Genomic DNA, 19,602 nt, shown 5'->3' on the forward strand with positions numbered 1-19,602 from the left:
GCCTCGCGGCCCTGTGGCTTCCGTTCACTGGCCCCTCATCAGTCTGCCTGCGGCAGCCAGCTTCCCCCGGCGGGGGAAGCCCAGCAAAGGACCTGCCTTCCCCTCGAGGGGAAGGTGGCCGGCTTGGCCGGTCGGATGAGGTGACCGATTGCCGAAGGCAGACTGATGAGGGGCATTGACGCGAGGCCCGCTACGGGCAGTCTCGCTGAAGATCAGCGAGACCCAACCGACCAACGGGCCGAAAGCCTACTTCAGTGGCTCACCACTGACGCGGGGTGTAATCCCAGTTGTCGAAGGTGACCTCGATCGGCTCGGTCCAGAACTTGTGGTTCTTCACACCGGTCTCGGGATCGACGTGCAGCATCCAGCCCTTCTTCTCCGGGGACTGGATCGACAGCTTCAGCTGGTAGGTGCCGGCCTTGTCGAGCTTGACGTTGGCGCCGTAGTGCGGGCCGTCGGAGGCGTTCATCTGCATGAAGGTGCCGGAGGTGGCGGTGCCTTCGACCTGCTTGCCGGTGGACTTGTCGATGATCTGGTAGTTCACGGTCAGGTCGGGGACGAAGTCGCCCTTGCCGTAGCCGTAGTCGGTGCCCTCCTGGCTGGCGTGGATGTCGGCCTCGAGGTGGAAGCTCGCGTCGGCGGCCTTCAGGCCCATGCCGGCGGGCTCCATGTCGATGGGCTGGAAGTAGACGGCGCCGACGGTCAGCGGGCCGGCGGCCTTGTCCTGCTCCTCAGCGGTGCCGGACGGGCCGACCGGGACCTCTTCGAAGCCGGAGGCCTCGCTCGGGGCGGCGGCGGAAGAGGAGGAATCGGACTTGGCGGAGCTGCTGGAGCTGGAGCTCGAGGAGCTGGCGTTGCCGCAGCCGGTCAGGGCGAGCGCACCGGAAAGGACGATGGCGGCGAGGGCCATCAGCTTGCTTTTCTTCATTTCTCTATTCCTTTACTGTAGTGAATTGGGGGATTCACGTTGATCAGTTATTGGGGCGGCCGGTCGGAATCGCTTCCGGATCCGGTCGCAAGTCTTCGTTGGTTAGTTGGTTAGTTGGTTAGTCGGTTATTTGGATTCGCTGGTTTCGCTGGATTCGAGCTTGGCCTTGGCCTTGTGCTTCTTGGCGAAACCGACCGCGAACAGGACGATCACGGCGATGGCCGCGAGAACCTGGGCCACGATGGATTCGACGTACGGGTAGAGGCCGATCCAATCGTTCGTAGGCACGCCGGGCAGGTACATGGCGGGCAGCAGGTCGCCCTCGATCAGGGCGTGCACGCCACCGCCGGCAAACACGACGACCAGCACGGACATCAGGATCGACGTGACCATGAAGAACGGGCCGATCGGGATCTTCACCGACGTGAAGCGGATGATCAGGAAGATGATCACCAGCACGATCGCCGCCGCAATGCCACCGATCCACATGCCCTTCGTATCCTGACTCATCGTGTAGATGGACTGGTAGAAGATCACGGTTTCGGCACCCTCGCGGAACACGGCGAGGAAGCTCAGCATGGCGAGCGACACCACCGTGCCGAACGCCACCTTGTCGCCGGACTCGACCTGCGAGGTGACGGAAGCCACGGCCGACTCGGTCTTGTTACGGATGTAACGGTTCCACGCTTCGACCGAGGACTTGTTGAGCATCCAGTTGCTGGTCCACAGCAGCATGCACATGGCGATCAGGGCGCAGATGCCCTCCATGATCTCCTGCTCCTCGCCTGCGCCGCCGAACATCAGCGTGAAGATCACGGCGATGACGCCCGAGCCGGCCAGACCGGCGAGCACGCCCACGTAGATCCACTTGGTGAAGCGGCGGTTGCCGGACTTGACGAGGTAGGCGATCACGGCGGCCACGACGAGCAGGGCCTCGAGACCCTCGCGGATCAGGATCAGGAACGCCTGACCGACCGCGCTGGTGAGGAACTTGAGGGCACCGCCCTCCTGATCGGCGGCACCGCCGTCGAGCTTGGCCGCGTCGGTGGTGAGCATGGTCTTGAGCTGTTCGACGTACTGCTTGACCTCGGAGACCGGCTTGCCCTGGTTCATCGAGGAACGGCTCAGCTTGAACTGGTATTCGACCTCGGAGACGCGGTTGCCGCTGATGGCGCTGAGCACGGTCTTCTCGAAGCCGAGCTTCTCGTAATGCTGGTAGTAGGCGTCGTTGACGAGCGTGGCGCCCTTCGCGGCGTCACCGTTCTCGTAGGCCTTCACGGCATTGTCGAGGATCGGCAGCATCGCGTTGGCGACGTCCTTCCACGTCTTCGCGGTGTTGGTGGTCTTCTTCTTTTTGGCGTCGAGGGCCTTGCGCTCCTTGGCGGTCTGCGCGGCGCGGTCCTTGGCGTACTGCGCGGGATTGGCGAGCTTGGTGTTGGCGTCAAGCGTGGCGGCCGTGGAGTTCAGGTCGTTGATCAGCGCCTGGGCCTTCGAGGCGATGGTGGAGGCGTTGCCGGTGGTGTAGGCGGCGGTTTGCAGATCCTGGAACTGCTGGGTCTGGCTCTGGTACTTCGCCGAGCCGATGGTGTCGTTCACCACCTTGCCGAAGTTATCGGCCTCGTAGGTCGACCACTGGGCGGACTGGAACGCGGAGGCCGCGCCGGCGTTGTCGCCGGACTGGTAGGTCTTCTGGCCGGTGGCGATCTCATCGGTGATGGCCTTGGCCACCTCGGCCCACTTGGTGTATGAGATGTCGGTGCCGTCGTCGCTGGAGCTGGACGTGCTCGAATCACTCGACGAGGCGGCGGATGCCACCGGGGCGAACGGCGCAGCGAAGAACGACGTGACCACGATCAGCATGACGGCGGCTGCCGCGCACACGCGGGCGATCACATCGAACTGTGAAGAACGAGACCTCATAAACTTCCTCTCAACGACCTCGAAATCTCAGTACCCGCGAAATTCCGCAAAATTTCTTGGATTTTTTGTGTCGGGCCAAGGAGAAAGCCGTGTCGCAGAAGAAATTCAATGAATATTCGAATGCCGACCGACGTGCGGCAACCATTCGAAAACCCTCGAATTTCTAGGGTTCGCGGCTTTTTCCAAAGCCACACGTAAAGCTAAAGCAGTTTTTTCCAAAAAGAAAGTCTTGATTTTTTCGGTGATCGGTGGTATTTGATTCCGCTCTTTTCGGCGCGCCGAAACATACCCCTTACGCATCGTCCCACTATGCGGTCGGCTGTGCGGTCAGTCGGCTGTGCGGTCAGCCGTCTGCGCGGTCAGCCTCGCCGCGCCCGACCATCACTCGGCTTCCCCTCGAGGGGAAGCTGGCAGCCGCAAGGCTGACTGATGAGGTGACGGTTCCCTCACACGGGCCGCCCGCCCCACGTGAGGGCCAACTACAAACCGCTGCAATCCCAACGATCTCCAAGATCTCCTCACACGGGACGGGCGGCCCGCGTGAGGAATTCAACGACACACTCCGTTACCATGACTCGCCGGACCTCGCTCCCACCGGCAGGGGCTGTCACGCTTGGCGTGACTGGGGGTGGTTGAATATCAAATCATATGAAATCATCTTGCACTTCATGCAACCACCCTCAGTCTGCCTCCGGCAGCCAGCTCCCGCCAGCGGGAGCCTGATGGTGTGTCGCTCTCGCTACCATGGCGAGGCTACCATGGCCGGTATGAGCTCTACCGCGAACCGTCTGACCCATATCGCCGCATTCCCCCACGCATTGGGCACCGGCATCATCGTCAGCGGTTCGCAGCCGATCCCGCCCGATCTGCACGATCGAATGGTCCAGTCCATCGAACGGTTCGAAGCCGTGTTCTCCCGCTTCCGATCCGATTCGCTGATCGGTCGGATCGCGAACGGCAACGTCGGCAACTGCAACGTCGGCGGCAGTTTCGGCTTCCCTGATCCGCAGACCGCCGAGGCCCTGTTCACGCTGTACGATCGTCTGTTCGCCGCGACCGGCGGGGCGATGGACCCCACCGTCGGCGAGGAGCTCACCCGGCTGGGCTACGGCGCCGATCTCACGTTCAGCATGGACGGCCCGGACCAAATCGTCACGCTGCATGACCGGATCATCCCACCTGACCAGTCCGATCAGTCCGACCTGTCCGCACCGTCCAGCCAGACCGCACCGTCCGGCCGACTCACGTGGGCCGCGATCACCCACCATTCGGGGGCACTGACCGTGCCGGGACCGGTCCGGCTGGATTTCGGAGCAGCCGGCAAGGGCATGATGATCGATCTGCTGGCGCACATGATCGAGCGGGAACTGCCCGGCTGCGAATACGTCGTGGACGCCGGCGGCGATCTGCGAGCGCGGATCGACTCACCGATTCAGGTGGCGTTGGAGGATCCGGATGATCAGACCCGGGCGATCGGCGTGGCCGAAATCACCTCAGGGTCGTTCTGCGCGTCCGCGCCGAGCCGACGGCATTGGCGGGTGCGGTCGGCGGAGGGGGCGATCACGCGGGCCCATCACCTGCTCAATGCGCTCGATGGGCAGCCGGTCGACGATGTCAAGGCCACATGGGTGTATGTGCCGACGGTGATGAACAACAGCGAAGCACCCGACTGCGATGCGGGAGCCGATGCTGAAATGCTCGATAATCGGGTTTACGCTGATGCGGAACCCGGCAACGCCAGTCCCGGCAACGCGAAACCTGACAACGCTAGTACCGGCGCCAGTATTGACAACGCGAAACCTGACAACGCGAAGCGCGGCAACGATGATCCTATTGCCGCTAACAGTGCCATTGACATTGCCTCTCGCTTCCCCACCGCGCTGGCGGACGGTCTGGCCACGTCCCTGTTCGTCGCCGACCCGAGTGCGCTGGCCGAAGCGTTCAGTTCAGACGATGGTGCGCCCATGTTCCAATGCGCCCTGATGCTCCCCGACCGCACCGCCGGCGCCTCGGCCGCCTTCCCCGCGCGATTCTTCACCACCTAGGCGCATGCTTCACGGTGGCCCAGTTGGCTCCTAGGTGTCCGACAGGTCGCTGAATACGGCAAATCGGACCTATCTTCATTCTGCGGGCACTTTTCGGGTACTTGTAGACACCCATCTTCATTCTGCGGGCACTTGGCGAGGTATCAGCGGCGAGGAATTGTTGAAATCCCAATGACATTTCGGCGGATTACCCGGCGATACCGGGCTCGAGGTGCCCCAGGAATGAAGATAGGTGTCTGCAAGGCACCAAAATCTGCCCCAAGAATGGAGATAGGCCCGAATATACCGGAATCTAAGTCCGAATGAGCCGGAAGCCAAGCCCGAATACACCACTTGCCAGACGAATGGCCTGAAATTTCCTACGCCGGCGAACAGCGCACCTACACTGGAAGATGAGAGGCTCGAAGATCGGAGGCCGATATGACACCGTGGTCTATAACAACGTGGTCTGCAAACAAACACGGAACCATCAACAAACAGGGAACCATTAATCTACCCCGCGCATTCAACATAACAATGGCAATCATCGCCGCAATAGCCATGATGCTGACGACCGCGATCGTGGCGCTGGCCGGTCCGATCGACGGCATGGCCGCAGCGGATACGGGCGGCTCGCGGAATATGTACCGCCTGTACAACCGCAATTCCGGCGAACATTTCTACACGGCGAATGCCGCGGAGCGCAACATGCTGATCCACGCCGGCTGGCGATACGAGGGCATCGGATGGGTGGCGCCGGCGAGGTCGAGCCGCCCGGTGTACCGACTGTATAACCGTCACGCCGGCGACCATCATTACACGATGAACGGCGCGGAGAAGAACATGCTGGTTCGCGTGGGCTGGAAGTACGAAGGCATCGGCTGGTACTCAAGCGACACGAATCGAAGCTACCCGCTGTATCGCCAATACAATCCGCATGCTCGCCGTGGCACGCACAACTACACGCTGAACGGCAACGAACGCAATATGCTCGTCCGCGCCGGATGGCGTGACGAAGGTCTGGCATGGTACGCGGTCGGGCCCGGACGGGCGGATGACATGTATACGGCACTCGGATTGCCGACCTGCAACAGCGCACGAGTCTGGAAGAAGTACCGGGATGACGCCGGCTACATCTGGATGTGCATGGCTTCGCTACCTTCGGATTGGTACCCAAGCTCGTATTACTGGGGGTGGGGCGGCACCAAGACCGATCCGTTCCCCAACATAGGCCCGGTATACCGTTACTGACCCCTGCCCACCAAACAATAACCCAACGATACTTGGCCAACACGTTCAGGAAGACCCCATTTTCGGCCCGTACGTGAACGTCTTGGCCAAGTAAGGGGTCTCGTGAACGATTTGGCCAGCGAATAATGAACGACTTGGCCAACGAACAAGCCCAGCCACTCTCAGTCGGCTACCACCGACAGCCCCATGGCCAACTGCGGCCCCATGGCAAACCGCGACCCCATGGCAAACCGCGGCCCCACCCCTTACTGATCAAGGGACGGGGCCGCAGTTGGCCGGTTTCGGGCCGCGCCTTGCTGGCTTCGGGTGGCCGGCAAGCCCGTCACCACATCAGTCAGTCTTACCTGTGGGCTTCCCCTTGAGGGGAAGCCCCGGCAATTACAAGAGGAGAGCCCAGCAATCACAGGCTGTTCCTGCAATTGAGGACTTGCCTTACGGCAAGCGCTTTGCTGGCTCCGGACCGCCGGTAACAGCGACCCTCCGCAAAAGCCTGATTGAAGGCAGTGCCTTCAATTACAGGCTTTTCCAGGCAATGCCCTCGCCACGCCAGCCGGCGTTCTGGACGGCCACGTATTCGCCGTAGCTCATCGTGTATACGTGCTCGCCGCCGCCGTTGCCGCGACCGTTCTTCGGCTTGTAGTAGCGCGTCGGATTGTACAGGCGGTACACCGGCTTGCCGCTCGAAGGCGCATACCATGCGATGCCCTCGTTACGCCAGCCGAGCTTCACGAGCGTGTTGTGCTCGCCCAGGCTCATCGTCCAGTTGTGGTTGCCACTGTTCGGGTTGTACTCGCGGTACACCGGCTTGGCCCCGGCGGTGCCCTTCGGCACGGTGATGAACGAGGAGCTTCCGCGGTTCTCGTCGCGCCATCCGAGCTTCACGAGCATGTTCTTCTCGGCGGCCGACGTGGTGTAGTGATGCAGACCCGAGTTCCTGTTGTACACGCGGTACACCGGCACCTGCTTCACGGTCGGCTGCGTCGGCTTCGACGGCTGCGACGGCTCACTCGGCTTGGCCTTCACGGTCACCGTCGCACGCGCCTTCACGCTGGTCCCCGCCACGGTGCCATTCACCGTGAACGATCCGGCCTTCGCATACTGGCCCGAGTAGATGTACGGCCACGTCACCGCCACGGTCTTGCGCGCGCCGTTGGTGTAGGTGGCGGTCACCGTGCTCGGCAGCTTCGGCGCGGTTCCTGCGGTCGTGGTCACCGACACCGGGTCGATCGAACGGATCGTCGGGGCCGCCGGGTTCTTCTTCCACTGCGCGTACAGCGTCGTGTTGGTCAGCGGCAGCACGATCGAGGCGCCGGGCTGGTAGGAGAGACCCTTGCCGTCGGCGCGGGTGTTCCACGCGGTGAACGTGTAGCCGCTGCGGGCGAATCCGTTCGCCGCCACGGTCACCTTCTGCCCGCTCTTGCCGGACGTCGTCTTCACCGAACCGGAGGTCGCGCCGTTGCCGGAGTAAGTCAGAGTCACGGTCTTCGGCACGGCCTTCACGATCACCGGGAAGCTGTACGTCCGTCCCTGATCGGTCACGCGGATGCTGGCGGTACCGGCACGCAGCGCGGTCACCTTACCGCCCGCCGTCACGCTGGCGACCGACGGGTTGGACGACGACCACGTACCGCGGAACTCGTACCGGCCGGACATGTACCGCAGCTTGGCCACGGCCTGCACGGAGGTGCCTTCGTTCATCGTGCCAAGATTCGACTTCACGCCCTGGTTCAGCAGGGCCTGGGCCACGTTGACCTCAACGGTCTTGGCACCCTGCCAGTTGGTGGCGCCCTGCGTGTAGTTGTACCGCAGACTCGAGGAGGTCTCGCCGGCGAAGGTGGTCCCCCAGTCGGGGCTGGTGCCCTGACCGAATCCGTACCACCGCACGTCCGGCTGGATCAGCTGCACGTAATGACCGACCTGTCCGGCCGGCTTGCCGTTGAGCAGATTGATGTAGTCGGACTTTTCGGAAGCCCACTGATTGTCGATCGCGTAGGCCATGTCGCGGCCGCCCCACGCGAGGATTTCGCCGAACGCCTGATACCCGTTGTAGGTGGCGGTGAAGCAGCTCGTCCCGTTCGGACGATTGTGGCCCAGCTCGTAATCGGCGGCCTCCACGGCACGCTGGGTGGCGATGCGCTCCAGCTCGTTCGACCACTTCGGGGAGAGATACTCCTGCTCGGACATGCCGATCTGCTTCAGATAGTCACGCACCGAGTACTGGTAGGTGACGCCGTTGATGCCCAGACGGATCTTGATGCGACTGTCGTTGAGCGCGTCCTTGCGCCACTTGATCACATGGTTCAGTGCGACGGACCGGACGGTCTTCTGGTTCAGCGTCTCGTTGACGTAGACGGTGACGCCGTCGCCGAGCGTGACGCCCAGACTGGAGACACCGGCCTTGCTGGCCGAGGCGGAGCCTGAAACATCAGCAGCGGAGCCGGAGGCGTTGGCGGATCGGGCCGCGGCCTCGGATTCGGTCTGGGTGGCCGCCTCGCTGTCGGTAGTGGTATCGGGGGTGACATCGGTGGTGGTGTCCGACGCGGTGATGGTGACCGGCTGGGTCTGGGCGGCCGTTGCGGATGAGCCGTCGGTGTCGTCCGCCCACGCGGTGCTCATCGTGATCGCGGATCCGCCCAGCATGGCTGCTGAAACGGCGACGGCGACAACACGACGCAGTGTTTGCCTCTTCATGATGGTGATTACTCCCGTCCCGGCAGACGCCGGTGAACCTCTTGTACTCACCGATAGTTTATCCCGTCCGCATTGCCGAAGACGGAAGCGGTGTCGAGGAGGGAGATTGCTTCGCTTGGCGGAGGGTGGCATGTGTTGTCCGACGCGCTCCGGGCCGCTCAGGCCAAGTCCTTACGGTCGGACAACACATGCCGCCCTCCGTTGTGGGCAAACCAATAAGCGAGCGAAGGCCCGAAGCGCCCAGGCTTCCCCTTGAGGGGAAGCTGGCAGCCGCAGGCTGACTGATGAGGTGACAAGCAGCGTTTCAACCCACAGCCCGTGCCCCCGCTGGCGGGGGCTGGCCGCCGTAAGGCGGACTGGGGGTGGTCGAACCGCCATGCGACGGGACTTGACCACCCCCAGTCGGCTCCGCCGACAGCCCCCGCTAGCGGGGGCATGACGAAAGCACCTTGGCTTCCCCCAGAGGGGGAAGCTCAGAAGACCGTCGTCACAGGCTCGTCCCGCAATTGAGGACTTGCCTTACGGCAAGCGCTTTGCTGGCTTCGGGCCGCTGGTGGCGACGGCCCTTCGCAAAAGCCTGATTGAAGTCAGTGCCTTCAATTACAGGCTTTTCCACGCGACGCCTTCGCCCTTCCAGCCGGCACGCTGGACGGCGACGTATTCGCCGTAGCTCATCGTGTACACATGCTCGCCGGAGTGACGGTTGTACAGGCGGTACACGTTCTTGCCGGAGCTGGGCGCATACCAGGAGACGCCCTCGTTCTTCCAGCCGAGGCGCACGAGCATGTCGTGCTCCTTCTTGTTCATCGTCCAGTTGTGATTACCGGTACGACGGTTGTACTCGCGGTACACCGGCTTGGCTCCGGACGTGTTGCCCGGCACGGTGATGAACGACGTGCCCTCGTTGCGCCAGCCGAGACTCACCAGCATATTGCGCTCGGAGGCGTTCCTCGTGTAGTGGTGCAGACCCGAACGACGGTTGTACACGCGGTACACCGGCACCTTCGTCACCGTCCATGGACGCACCGACACCGTATAGGCCATCGGGTTGAGGGCACCACTATCATCGATTAAATTCTTGTACCATTTACTGTAGGTTACGCGGATGTAGTAGGTGCCGTGGGCCAGCGTCAGCACACCATCACGCCCGTTCTTATTGCCCGTCCACGTATATGTTGCGATCTGAGAGAGATTGGGAGCATACACTCGGGCGGTCCAAGATGAAATATTGGCATTACTATCAGGTACGCTACGCAGCGCGATCTGCACCTTGGTGGCCTTGGACAGGGTGAACCGGTACCAGTCCTGTTCTCCATCGTCCTCATTACCCCAGATCGACCCGTTCAGCGTGCGGCCGAGAGTCAGGACATCGGCGCTGGCACGATCGTTGTTCCACTCGGTCTCCCAATTCGACGTTGCGGAATACCCGACCTTCAGACTGTATCCGCCGGTCTCTCCGCGCCAATCACTGGTCCTGATCTTCAAGTAATAGGTTCCGGCTGCGACGCCGATGTAACCATAGGAGGTTATACCAGGCCCCCAATAGTAATCGTATTTGAACAGTACACGGCCGGAAGAATCCAACAGCGACGGGTACGCATACCTATCGTTCAAGCCCTGCACCTTGACCACACCAGGACGTTTGATGGTGAACCTGTACCACACATCGTTACCAGCGTCTTTGCTACTATCCATGAGATCGTACATGCGATTGACCTGAATCGCGATGGCACGGCTCATGCTCGTATTGTTCCTAGCCGAAGCGTTACCCGCGATCGGCGTGGCAGCGGCCTCGCCAGACTGCGCAGGCTGAGTGGACTGTGCGGACGGCGTAGTCTGCGCGGGCTGCGCGGATGCGGTCGGAGCCGACTGAGCCGACTGCTCCGCTGCCGGGGTCTCGGCCTCCGCCGCATTGGCGACCGAGATCGGCGCGAACATGCCGACCGCAACGACGGCGGCCACCGCAAGACGGCCCCATGCACCCCAACGACCGGGGGTATGTTGGTTTCTCATCGAAAACCTCTTTTCCTCATCTTCCTCGCCCGCAAATCACATGCGGGTTTCGGCTTCATGCTTTCACCCCCCCCCCCGACTAAAAAAGCCCAATCCGACTCAACCGTGGTCATCGGCACCGATCCCAGAACCTGACCAGACAGCGGGCGAACTCCTCGGGCTGATCGTCCTGCGCCAGATGCGCGGCGTCGGGCATCACCATCGGCGTGATGTCGAGCTTCTCGGCCTCCCGCTCGTACACCTCGTGCGGCCACACGTCGTCATGCTCGCCATACAGCATGGCCATCGGCATGCCGGACTCGCGCAACCGCGCCAGATCCGGCGTCACGTCGTCGAAATCGGTCATGAACCGCGCCACCGACGCGAGATGATACTTCGACGAGGCGTGCATGCACTGACGGAACAGTTCGGCCAGCCGGTCCTTCTGCGGCAGGTCGCGCATTCCCCACCGGAACACGGGGAACAACGCCTTCGTGCCGATCGCCCGGATGATCGCCGGCCCCACCTTGATGATCGGCGTGCTCTTCACCGGCTGCGCGCCCGAATCGAAGAACGTGAGCGACCGGACCATCTCCGGGCAGCGGATCGCCACACGCCGGGCCACCACCCCGCCGAAACTGTGACCGACCAGATCGATCGGCCGCTCCCGTCCGCCGAGCCGCTCCAGCACCTCGCATCCGTCGGCCACGAAATCCTCGAGTTCGTAAGCTCCCGGCTCATGCGGGGCCGCGGAATCACCCTGACCGCGCTGCGAGTAGGCGACGATCGCACGGGACGGCTCGACCCCATCCCGCCGCAGCACTTCACTCCGCCGCGTTACCTCACTCCACAATGTCGGGAAGAACGGGATGAAATCCTCCTTGGATCCGGTGAATCCCGGGATGAACAGGGAGACGCGATCGGCGGTCTCCAGATTGTGCGTGCCGAACGCGGTGAGATCGCCGACGGTGACGGGGATCGCGAACGTCCGCAGAAAATCCGGGGTGTCGAACGGCCCGAACGCCGGCGTCCGGCGGAACGGTCCGCAGAAGGTCCGGGCGTTGCCAATCCCATCGTCTACCGCTTTGCCGCCGCGATCATCGCCACCGCGATCATTACGTCGTACTGCCATCCCCTATGCCCCTTTGCGTTCGCCGTTCTTCGACGCTGTTCCATCGATATCGCCCGTCGGTATCGTCCGACCAGTTCCACAACCTCACCGTCAGCCGAATCCGCCCGGAACCACCGCCACATCCCGGCCTTGTCCGGCTGGCACCTGACTTTATCCGGCCGATACTCGGCCTTGTCCGGTTGATGACAGTGCGGTCAGGTTCCGTTATACCGCAATTTCGACAGTCGGAACCGTGAAACAGCCGTCGATGTTTCACGTGAAACATCATGCTGAATCGTTACCGGCATCGTTTAGGATGGACGGCAGAGAGCCACCGGCGGCGCAGGTCCGTGCCAACGGCGGCATGCAGCGGGCCATGCCGTGCGGAAGACCGCATTGCGTGGGCTGCGCGAGGAACAAGAGCGCGGAAGAGTGCGTGCAAGGCGCAGGAGATCATGCGCGGAGAAGGAGACGATATGCGTTGTCCGCGATGCGGCTATGAGCTTCAGCAGGAGGACCGGTTCTGCTCGGAATGCGGGTGGGATCGTTCGACCGCCGATCAGCCGACCGACGATTCGATCGGACTGCTGAATCTGTACGGCGACACCTACGAGAGCCCGCACCTGTCCCGATTGGTGAACGCCACGGAGCGGTCCGCCGGACAGGCCGGGCGGCAGGACTCGCAGACGCCGCAGGCGCCGCAGCAGCACAATCCGCAGGCGCCGCAGACGTCCCATCCGCAGACCGCGCAGCCGGCGACACCGCAGCAGGATGCATCGCAGCCATCGCAGCAGGACGCGACCGTCGAGCCGGCAGCAGCCAGAACGGCGGGATCCTCAGCTGAGGCCGATCCCGCGGCGACCGTAGTCACGCATTACGACTTCAATCAGTCCGTTCGGACCGTTCAGCACGATCCGGCCGATCAGTCTGAACAGACCGTACCAATCACACATGCCGCACCGATCACCCAGTCCCCCGACTCCGACCGGACTGATCAGTCCGGTCAGCCTGATCAGTCCGAATCGAACGGCCAGCCCCTCCAGTCCCCCAACTCTGGTCAGTCAGACCAAACCGATCAGTCGATTGCCGATCAGCCGGCCCAGACCGAACTGCTCGGCAATCAGCCAGCCGGTCGATCCGACGAAACGGGCGATGATCACCGCGATGCCGACGTCGACGCCGACAACCCTGGCGACGGAGATCCCACCGACACCGCCAGCTCCCCTTCGCCGATGTTCAACGATCTCGTCAATACCGCGGTATTCGATCCGGTCAGCATGAAGGAGGCCGGGTTCAATCCGATCGTCCCCAATTCCAGCGTGACCGATCGGATCCGTAAAACCAACCGATTTTCAGGCAAATCGGCCGGGCTCGCGACCAATGCCGCCGCCGGAGCCGCCGGAGCTTCCGGCAATGGCTCTTCCGGGCTGGGCCATGGTCTCGCTGCGCTGGGCCAGCGATTCGTCCGCTCCGGCAAGGCGGGCTCACGCGGTCCGGCCTCCGGCAATGGTCCGGAGGGCCCGAGCAATCCGATCGGCACCGGCGCTTACGGTCAGACCACCGACAACCACGCCAACGGTTCCGACGCCTTTGATTTCGGCGATTTCAGCACCGGCACTTCGAACGAATTCGTCATCCGCCCTGACTCGTCCGGCGCTTCCAATGCGTTCGGTACGTCCGGCACGTCCGGTTCGTTCGGCGCCTCGGGTTCCGCCGGCTCGGGCGCTGCGGCCGTCGACGCCGTCTCGGCCTCCCGATCGGCGCGACGCCGCACCCCGATCATCGTGGCCATTGCGGCGTTGGTCGTCGTGGCACTGGGCATCGGCGCGTTCATGATGCTCCGAGGTCAGTCCTCCGGGCCGACCGACCAGTTGGTCAGCGTGCCGATCATTCAGGCCGAGCAGGCCGATGACGCCGTCGCCCAGCTGGAGAAGGCCGGCTTCACCGTGAAGGTCAAGCAGGAGCACAATGCGCTCGACAAGGGCCGGTACGTCGGCCTGTACCGCGTGGAATCGGGCGAGCGGCTGGCCAAGGGCTCCACGGTGACCATCATCGAATCGCTCGGACCAGTGATCGCGGAATCCTCGTCTCCTTCGGCGTCGTCCTCCGCTTCCGCCTCGGCTTCGGCTTCGGCGAATTCCGGCGCGACCGACGAACAGTCGTCAAGCGGCACCAATACCGACAACGGCATGTCCGCGGGCGAGAGTGCCGGCGGCACGAACAGCGGCAGCTCGAACGGCAGCAGCGGCAGCTCGTCGTGGAACGCGGCCAACGATTCCTCCGTGCCGCCGTCGTCCACCTACACCACGTTCACCGATACGGCCAACGGCCTCAGCATCGCACTGCCCAGTAATTTCAGGCAGATCGCCTCCTCGGATGACTCCGCCCAAGCCCACCAGACCCAGTACATCGGATCCGGCATCGAGGTGACCGTCTGGGGCAAGTCGAACGCGCAGGGACTGTCGGCTCGTGAGGAGCTGGGCGTGCGCAAGGCAGCGGCCGGCGTGCCGATCGCCTACGAGCTGGTGGCGTCGCCGTCGCTGTACGTGAGCTACGAGAAGGGCGGCTACATCTATTACGAGCGCGAGGTGCTGAACAACGGCAGGATCGTCGGCGTGCAGCTCAGGTATCCGACGAGCAACCGCGGCACCGGCGACCCCCTGACCTCCACCATTCCGCCGACCCTGAAGAATCTGGTTGACGACGCCCCGGCCATGCAGTGACCATGGCGGAGTCGTGTCCGCGGCTGAGTCGTGTCCGCGGCTGAGCCTGTGCTGAACCACGGCAGGGCTCGGCCACGGGAACGGGCGGATGGGTGCCGGGGATGGGCGGATGGGTGATGATCGACACACTCAAGGCCATTCGGCCACGGAGCCAGCAAGCTGGCTCCTATCTTACGGTCGCTCACCACCCATCCGCCCATCCCGCTTTGCATACCGCCAAGGGAGATTCAACAGGCTTCCCCCAAAGAGCGAAGCCAAAAAACGACTCACCTGAGTCCACGCATACAATCCCACAGTGAGACAACCACGTTCCCGTCCCACGCCTCCCGGCCGATTTCAGCTCATAGACCTCTCAAAACGCACCTATCTCCATTCTGCGGGCACTTTTGAGGGATATGCAGACACCTAACTGCGTTCTGCGGGCACTTGGCGAAGTAGAGAAGATGCGGGATCGTTGAAATTCCAATGGCGTTGGCGCGGATTATCCAGCGGCGGCGGGTCTGAGGGGCCCTCAGAATGGAGATAGGTGTCTGCAAGGTCCTCAAATCGACCCGCAGAATGGAGATAGGTCCCAAATCATCGTTATTCGGGATCGCCACGACGGCCGCCTTCCCCTCCGAGGGGAAGGCGCAAGGTCTACCTACCATCCGTGGTTGCCACCTGGGCCCACGGCTGCGATCGCCACCGGGGCCTGCCGGCTACGGCGAAAACCTACTATTGGCCCCTACCGGCGACCGTGGGCGATCTGCGAGGCGACGAACAGCACGATCAGCCAGATCACGCCGGCGACCACGGCCACGCGGTAGCTCGGCGAGAAGCACATGAGCACCACCACGAGTGCCAAAAACGCCAGCACCACCCACGGGGTCACCTTGGCAAACGGTAGCTTGAAGTGGATCGCGTCGAGCGCCTGCTGCCCGGAAAGCCCGGCCAGCGAGGAATCGGCCGGGGATTCGCCGGCGAAGGCCACGCGACGGAACTTCATCTCGGTGATCATGATCATGGTCCAGTTGATGATGCCGGCGATGGTGGCGATCGACATCAGGTAGTTGAACGCGAACTCGGGCCACACGAACACCACCACCACGGCGATCGCGGTGATCACGGCGGAGGTGAGCACGCCGGCCACCGGCACGCCGCGGCTGTCGAGCTTGCCGAGGTACGCGGGCGCGTTGCCCTGCTTGGCCAGCGAGTACAGCATGCGGGAGTTGGCGTACAGGCCGGAGTTGTACACGCTCATCACGGCGGTGAGGCACACGAAGTTGAGGATGCCGGCGGCCGCGTGCACGCCGACGGAGTCGAAGATCTGCACGAACGGGCTGGTCTTGCCGTCGATGGTGTTCCACGGCACGACGGCCATGATCACGCCGAGCGCTCCGATGTAGAACACGAGGATTCGCCAGATGATGTCGTTGGTGGCCCGCGGAATCGTGCGCTGCGGGTCTTCGGTCTCGCCGGCGGTGATGCCGATGAGTTCGGTGCCGCCGAAGCTGAACATCACGACGACGAGCGCCATGAGCAGGCCGGTCCACGAGCCGTCGCCGGCGTGGCTCATCAGACCGTTGGGCAGGAATCCGCCGCCGACCGTGAACCAGTTGGCGAAGCTCGCCCGCACGCCGGACGCGGTGGGCAGGTTGAGCACCAGCACCGCGAGACCGCCGAGGATCATGGCGATCACGGCCACGATCTTGATGATTGCGAACCAGAATTCAAATTCGCCGAACTTGCTCACGCCCAGCAGGTTGCCAGCGCAGATCACGACGAGGAACACCGCGGCCGAGACCCAGGTGGGGATGTTCGGGAACCAGTAGTTGACGAAGCTGCCCACCACGGCGAGCTCCACCATGGAGACGAGGATGTAGTTGAACCAGTAGTTCCAGCCGCTGATGAAGCCGGCACGCTTCGACCAGTAGCGGGTGGCGTAGTAGCTGAACGCGCCGGCCTTCGGGTCCTCCACCGACATTTCGCTCAGCGCGCGCACGATCATGAAGATCGCCAGACCGCCCACCAGATAGGCGAGCAGAATGGACGGACCGGCCAGTGCGATCGATTCGCTGGAGCCGTAGAACAGGCCGGTGCCGATTGCGCCGCCGAGGGCGATCAGCTGGATGTGACGGTTCTTCAGTTGCTTGCGCAGCGTCGCGGGCACCGGCACATCGTCGGTCTCGCGCGGCTTCGCGGACGTTTTCTCAGCCATAGGGATCCCTTCTCTCTCAGTTGGCAACCGTGTACGAGCGTAGCCGTATGGCTTGTCAGGCTGCGTCTCCGGTCCCCGAACCCCGTCCCCGCCGCACCACGTTCACCAGTCTCCGCCACACCCCAACCCGATATTTGACACTATAAAATATTGGTGGTAGAAAATATACCGAGATCGATGAACACATCGGATTCTCGGAAGGAACCCAAGGGACTTTCCGGGGATTCCCGCAGATTCTCGGAAAGGGGCCGTCATGGGATATGCCGAGGACGCGGTCGACGAGATGTTCGAGCTGGCCGTACGCAGTCGCGGCAAGAGCATCGACTCGGTGAACCGCGGCGCAAAGGGCGAACTGCCGGCATTGCACATGCTGGCCGTGTCCAGCACCCCGCTGACCCCGGGCCGTATGTCCGATACGCTCGGCGTGAGTCCGGGACGCGTGTCCGCGATTCTGGACCGTCTGGAGAAAAAGGGCATGGTCGTCCGCGAAACCGATCCGTCCAACCGCCGCAACGTGCTGGTGAGCATCACTGACAAGGGGCGGGAGGTCGACCACCAGTCGTTCACCGAGATCCACAACCGATTCGTCCGCGTCTTCGAGCGCATGGGCGAGGAGCACACCCGTCAGTTCCTCGACCGATGCCGGGAATTCGCCGGCTACATGCGCGACGAAGGTCTCCCCGAGCCGCCGGAAGGACCGCCCTGCGCGATCTGACGGCCTGACGCCACAGCCCCGGTATGGCCGGGGTTTATTGATGACCAATCTTGAACACCGTAAACAATAATTACTAGAAAACAAACACAAGGAACACAAGGAAACACAGGGGGATATACCGTGATCACCATCTGTAAATACCTCTCCAAAGCCGAATGGGGGCAGCTGTTCGTCGGCCTGCTGCTCACCGTGGCGCAGATCTGGTTCAATCTGGAACTGCCCGACTACATGGCCGACATCACCCGCCTCGTCGAAACCCCCGGCAGCGAAATGCACGACGTGTGGGTGGCCGGCGGCAAGATGCTCGCCGTCTCCCTCGGCGCCGTGGCCTGCATGGCGCTCACCGGCCTGATCACCGCCCGCGTCGGCGCCTCGTTCAGCCAGCGTCTGCGCTCCCTGGAGTTCGCCCGCGTCGAATCGTTCGGCCCGGCCGAAATGAACCGCTTCTCCACGGCCAGCCTGATCACCCGATCCACGAACGACATCACCCAGATCCAGATGTTCGTGACGATGGGTCTGATGCTGCTCGTCCAGTCGCCGATCATGGCCGTGTGGGCCGTGGCCAAAATCGCCGGCAAGGGCTTCGAATGGACGATGGCCACCGGCGTGGCCGTGGTGATCCTGCTGGCCGCCATCGCCATCCTCATGGCGCTGGTCATGCCGAAGTTCAAGGCCATGCAGACCCTCACCGACAACATCAACCGCGTGGCCCGCGAGAACCTGACCGGCCTGCGCGTGGTGCGCGCCTACAACGCCGAGGACTATCAGGAGGCGAAGTTCGATCGCGCCAACGACGATCTCACCAGTACGCAGCTGTTCACCAACCGTGCGATGAGCGTGATGATGCCGCTGATGAACACCGTGATGAACGGTCTGATGCTCGCCGTGTACTGGATCGGCGCCTACCTGATCGACGCGGCCGGAATGGCCGACAAGCTCACGCTGTTCTCGAACATGGTGGTGTTTTCCAGCTACTCCGTGCAGGTGATCATGAGCTTCCTGATGATGAGCATGGTGTTCGTGCTGTGGCCGCGCGCCGACGTCTCCGCCAAACGCGTGCTCGAGGTGCTGAACACCGAGCCGACCGTGACCGACGGCGAACGCACTTCCGGCGAGCGCGACGCCGAGGGTCGCGAGCTGCGTGGCGAGGTGGAGTTCCGCGACGTGAGCTTTACCTACCCGGATTCGCGTGAACCGATGCTGGAGCATGTGAGCTTCAAGGCGGAGCCGGGTCAGACGGTGGCGTTCATCGGTTCGACGGGCTCCGGCAAGTCGACGCTGGTGAATCTGGTCCCGCGCTTCTACGACGTGACCGAGGGTCAGGTGCTCGTGGACGGCGTGGACGTGCGCGACTACACGCTGACCGCGCTGAGGGATCGGATCGGGTATGTGCCGCAGAAGTCCGTGATGTTCAAGGGCACGGTGGCGAGCAACGTGGCGTACGGCGACAGTAGCGGTAGCGGCGACAGTGCGGCCATTACCTCCTCTTCCGGTAACAACGTAACCGAATCCGGTAAGGAAATTGCGCGATCGACGGGCAATGGCGTTACCGCGGATAGTGTGGAGACCGCCATCGACGTGGCGCAGGCCAGCGAATTCGTCGACAAGATGCCGCGCGGCATTGACTCGGACATCGCGCAGGGCGGATCGAACGTCTCCGGCGGTCAGAAGCAGCGACTGTCGATCGCCCGCGCGGTATGGCGTCACCCGGAGATCATGGTGTTCGACGACTCGTTCTCTGCGCTCGACTTCCGCACCGACCGGGAGGTGCGGGACGCGCTGGCCCGCGAATGCGCCGATTCGACGAAGCTGATCGTGGCGCAGAGGATCGGCACGATCATGCACGCCGACCAGATCATCGTGCTCGACGACGGGCATGTGGTCGGTCAGGGCACGCACCGCGAGCTGCTGGAGACCTGCGAGGTCTACCGTCAGATCGCCGAAAGCCAGCTCAGCGAATCCGAGCTCGCCGCATAAGAAACTCGATGCCGTGCGGGGGCTGGGCCGGCGTGCGGCCCGCGATACACTCAAGGCCGTTCGGCCCCGGAGC

11 protein-coding genes are annotated in these 19,602 nt (G+C 63.0%); 5 read left to right on the forward strand and 6 right to left on the reverse strand.

Translation table 11 applies throughout. The annotated features are described in order from the left end of the window. Positions 1-259: 259 nt before the first annotated feature. Together CSQ87_RS03010 and CSQ87_RS03015 are read right to left on the reverse strand one after the other, a co-directional pair. On the reverse strand, positions 260-928 hold the full coding sequence (locus CSQ87_RS03010) for an iron transporter (protein WP_100512383.1): 669 nt from the start codon (positions 926-928) through the stop codon (positions 260-262). A 126-nt stretch (positions 929-1,054) separates the two neighbouring features. After that, on the reverse strand, positions 1,055-2,848 hold the full coding sequence (locus CSQ87_RS03015; protein WP_165776716.1) for an FTR1 family iron permease: 1,794 nt from the start codon (positions 2,846-2,848) through the stop codon (positions 1,055-1,057). A gap of 767 nt (positions 2,849-3,615) precedes the next feature. On the opposite strand from CSQ87_RS03015, the gene CSQ87_RS03020 reads away from it, so the two are divergent. Then, positions 3,616-4,893, forward strand: coding sequence for an FAD:protein FMN transferase (locus CSQ87_RS03020; protein WP_165776717.1), 1,278 nt, complete (start codon positions 3,616-3,618; stop codon positions 4,891-4,893). A 516-nt stretch (positions 4,894-5,409) separates the two neighbouring features. Continuing rightward, on the forward strand, positions 5,410-6,123 hold the full coding sequence (locus CSQ87_RS11105; protein ID WP_240541928.1) for a hypothetical protein: 714 nt from the start codon (positions 5,410-5,412) through the stop codon (positions 6,121-6,123). Positions 6,124-6,636: 513 nt separating this feature from the next. Here the strand turns inward: CSQ87_RS11105 and CSQ87_RS03030 are convergent. The 3 genes from CSQ87_RS03030 to CSQ87_RS03040 all read right to left on the reverse strand — a co-directional run bounded on the left by CSQ87_RS03030 (position 6,637) and on the right by CSQ87_RS03040 (position 11,938). Continuing rightward, on the reverse strand, positions 6,637-8,814 hold the full coding sequence (locus tag CSQ87_RS03030) for an Ig-like domain-containing protein (RefSeq protein WP_133122329.1): 2,178 nt from the start codon (positions 8,812-8,814) through the stop codon (positions 6,637-6,639). A gap of 600 nt (positions 8,815-9,414) precedes the next feature. Next, on the reverse strand, positions 9,415-10,827 hold the full coding sequence (locus CSQ87_RS03035) for a pre-peptidase C-terminal domain-containing protein (protein WP_133122330.1): 1,413 nt from the start codon (positions 10,825-10,827) through the stop codon (positions 9,415-9,417). 109 nt (positions 10,828-10,936) lie between these two features. Beyond that, complete coding sequence (locus tag CSQ87_RS03040) at positions 10,937-11,938, reverse strand: alpha/beta fold hydrolase (RefSeq protein WP_100512387.1); 1,002 nt, start codon at positions 11,936-11,938, stop codon at positions 10,937-10,939. Positions 11,939-12,393: 455 nt separating this feature from the next. Between CSQ87_RS03040 and CSQ87_RS03045 the strand changes: the two genes are divergently transcribed. Then, positions 12,394-14,640 carry a zinc ribbon domain-containing protein gene (locus tag CSQ87_RS03045; protein ID WP_100512388.1) on the forward strand — a complete coding sequence of 749 codons (2,247 nt, stop codon included), beginning with the start codon at positions 12,394-12,396 and terminating at the stop codon, positions 14,638-14,640. A 724-nt stretch (positions 14,641-15,364) separates the two neighbouring features. Here the strand turns inward: CSQ87_RS03045 and CSQ87_RS03050 are convergent. Beyond that, positions 15,365-16,837, reverse strand: coding sequence for an amino acid permease (locus tag CSQ87_RS03050; protein WP_100512389.1), 1,473 nt, complete (start codon positions 16,835-16,837; stop codon positions 15,365-15,367). A gap of 253 nt (positions 16,838-17,090) precedes the next feature. On the opposite strand from CSQ87_RS03050, the gene CSQ87_RS03055 reads away from it, so the two are divergent. Both CSQ87_RS03055 and CSQ87_RS03060 read left to right on the forward strand, forming a co-directional pair. Continuing rightward, complete coding sequence (locus CSQ87_RS03055; protein WP_100512390.1) at positions 17,091-17,552, forward strand: MarR family winged helix-turn-helix transcriptional regulator; 462 nt, start codon at positions 17,091-17,093, stop codon at positions 17,550-17,552. A gap of 228 nt (positions 17,553-17,780) precedes the next feature. Next, positions 17,781-19,529, forward strand: coding sequence for an ABC transporter ATP-binding protein (locus tag CSQ87_RS03060; RefSeq protein ID WP_423734768.1), 1,749 nt, complete (start codon positions 17,781-17,783; stop codon positions 19,527-19,529). The last annotated feature ends 73 nt before the right edge of the window (positions 19,530-19,602 follow it).

It is taken from the genome of Bifidobacterium simiarum, assembly GCF_002802905.1.
Classification (GTDB): Bacteria; Actinomycetota; Actinomycetes; order Actinomycetales; family Bifidobacteriaceae; genus Galliscardovia; species Galliscardovia simiarum.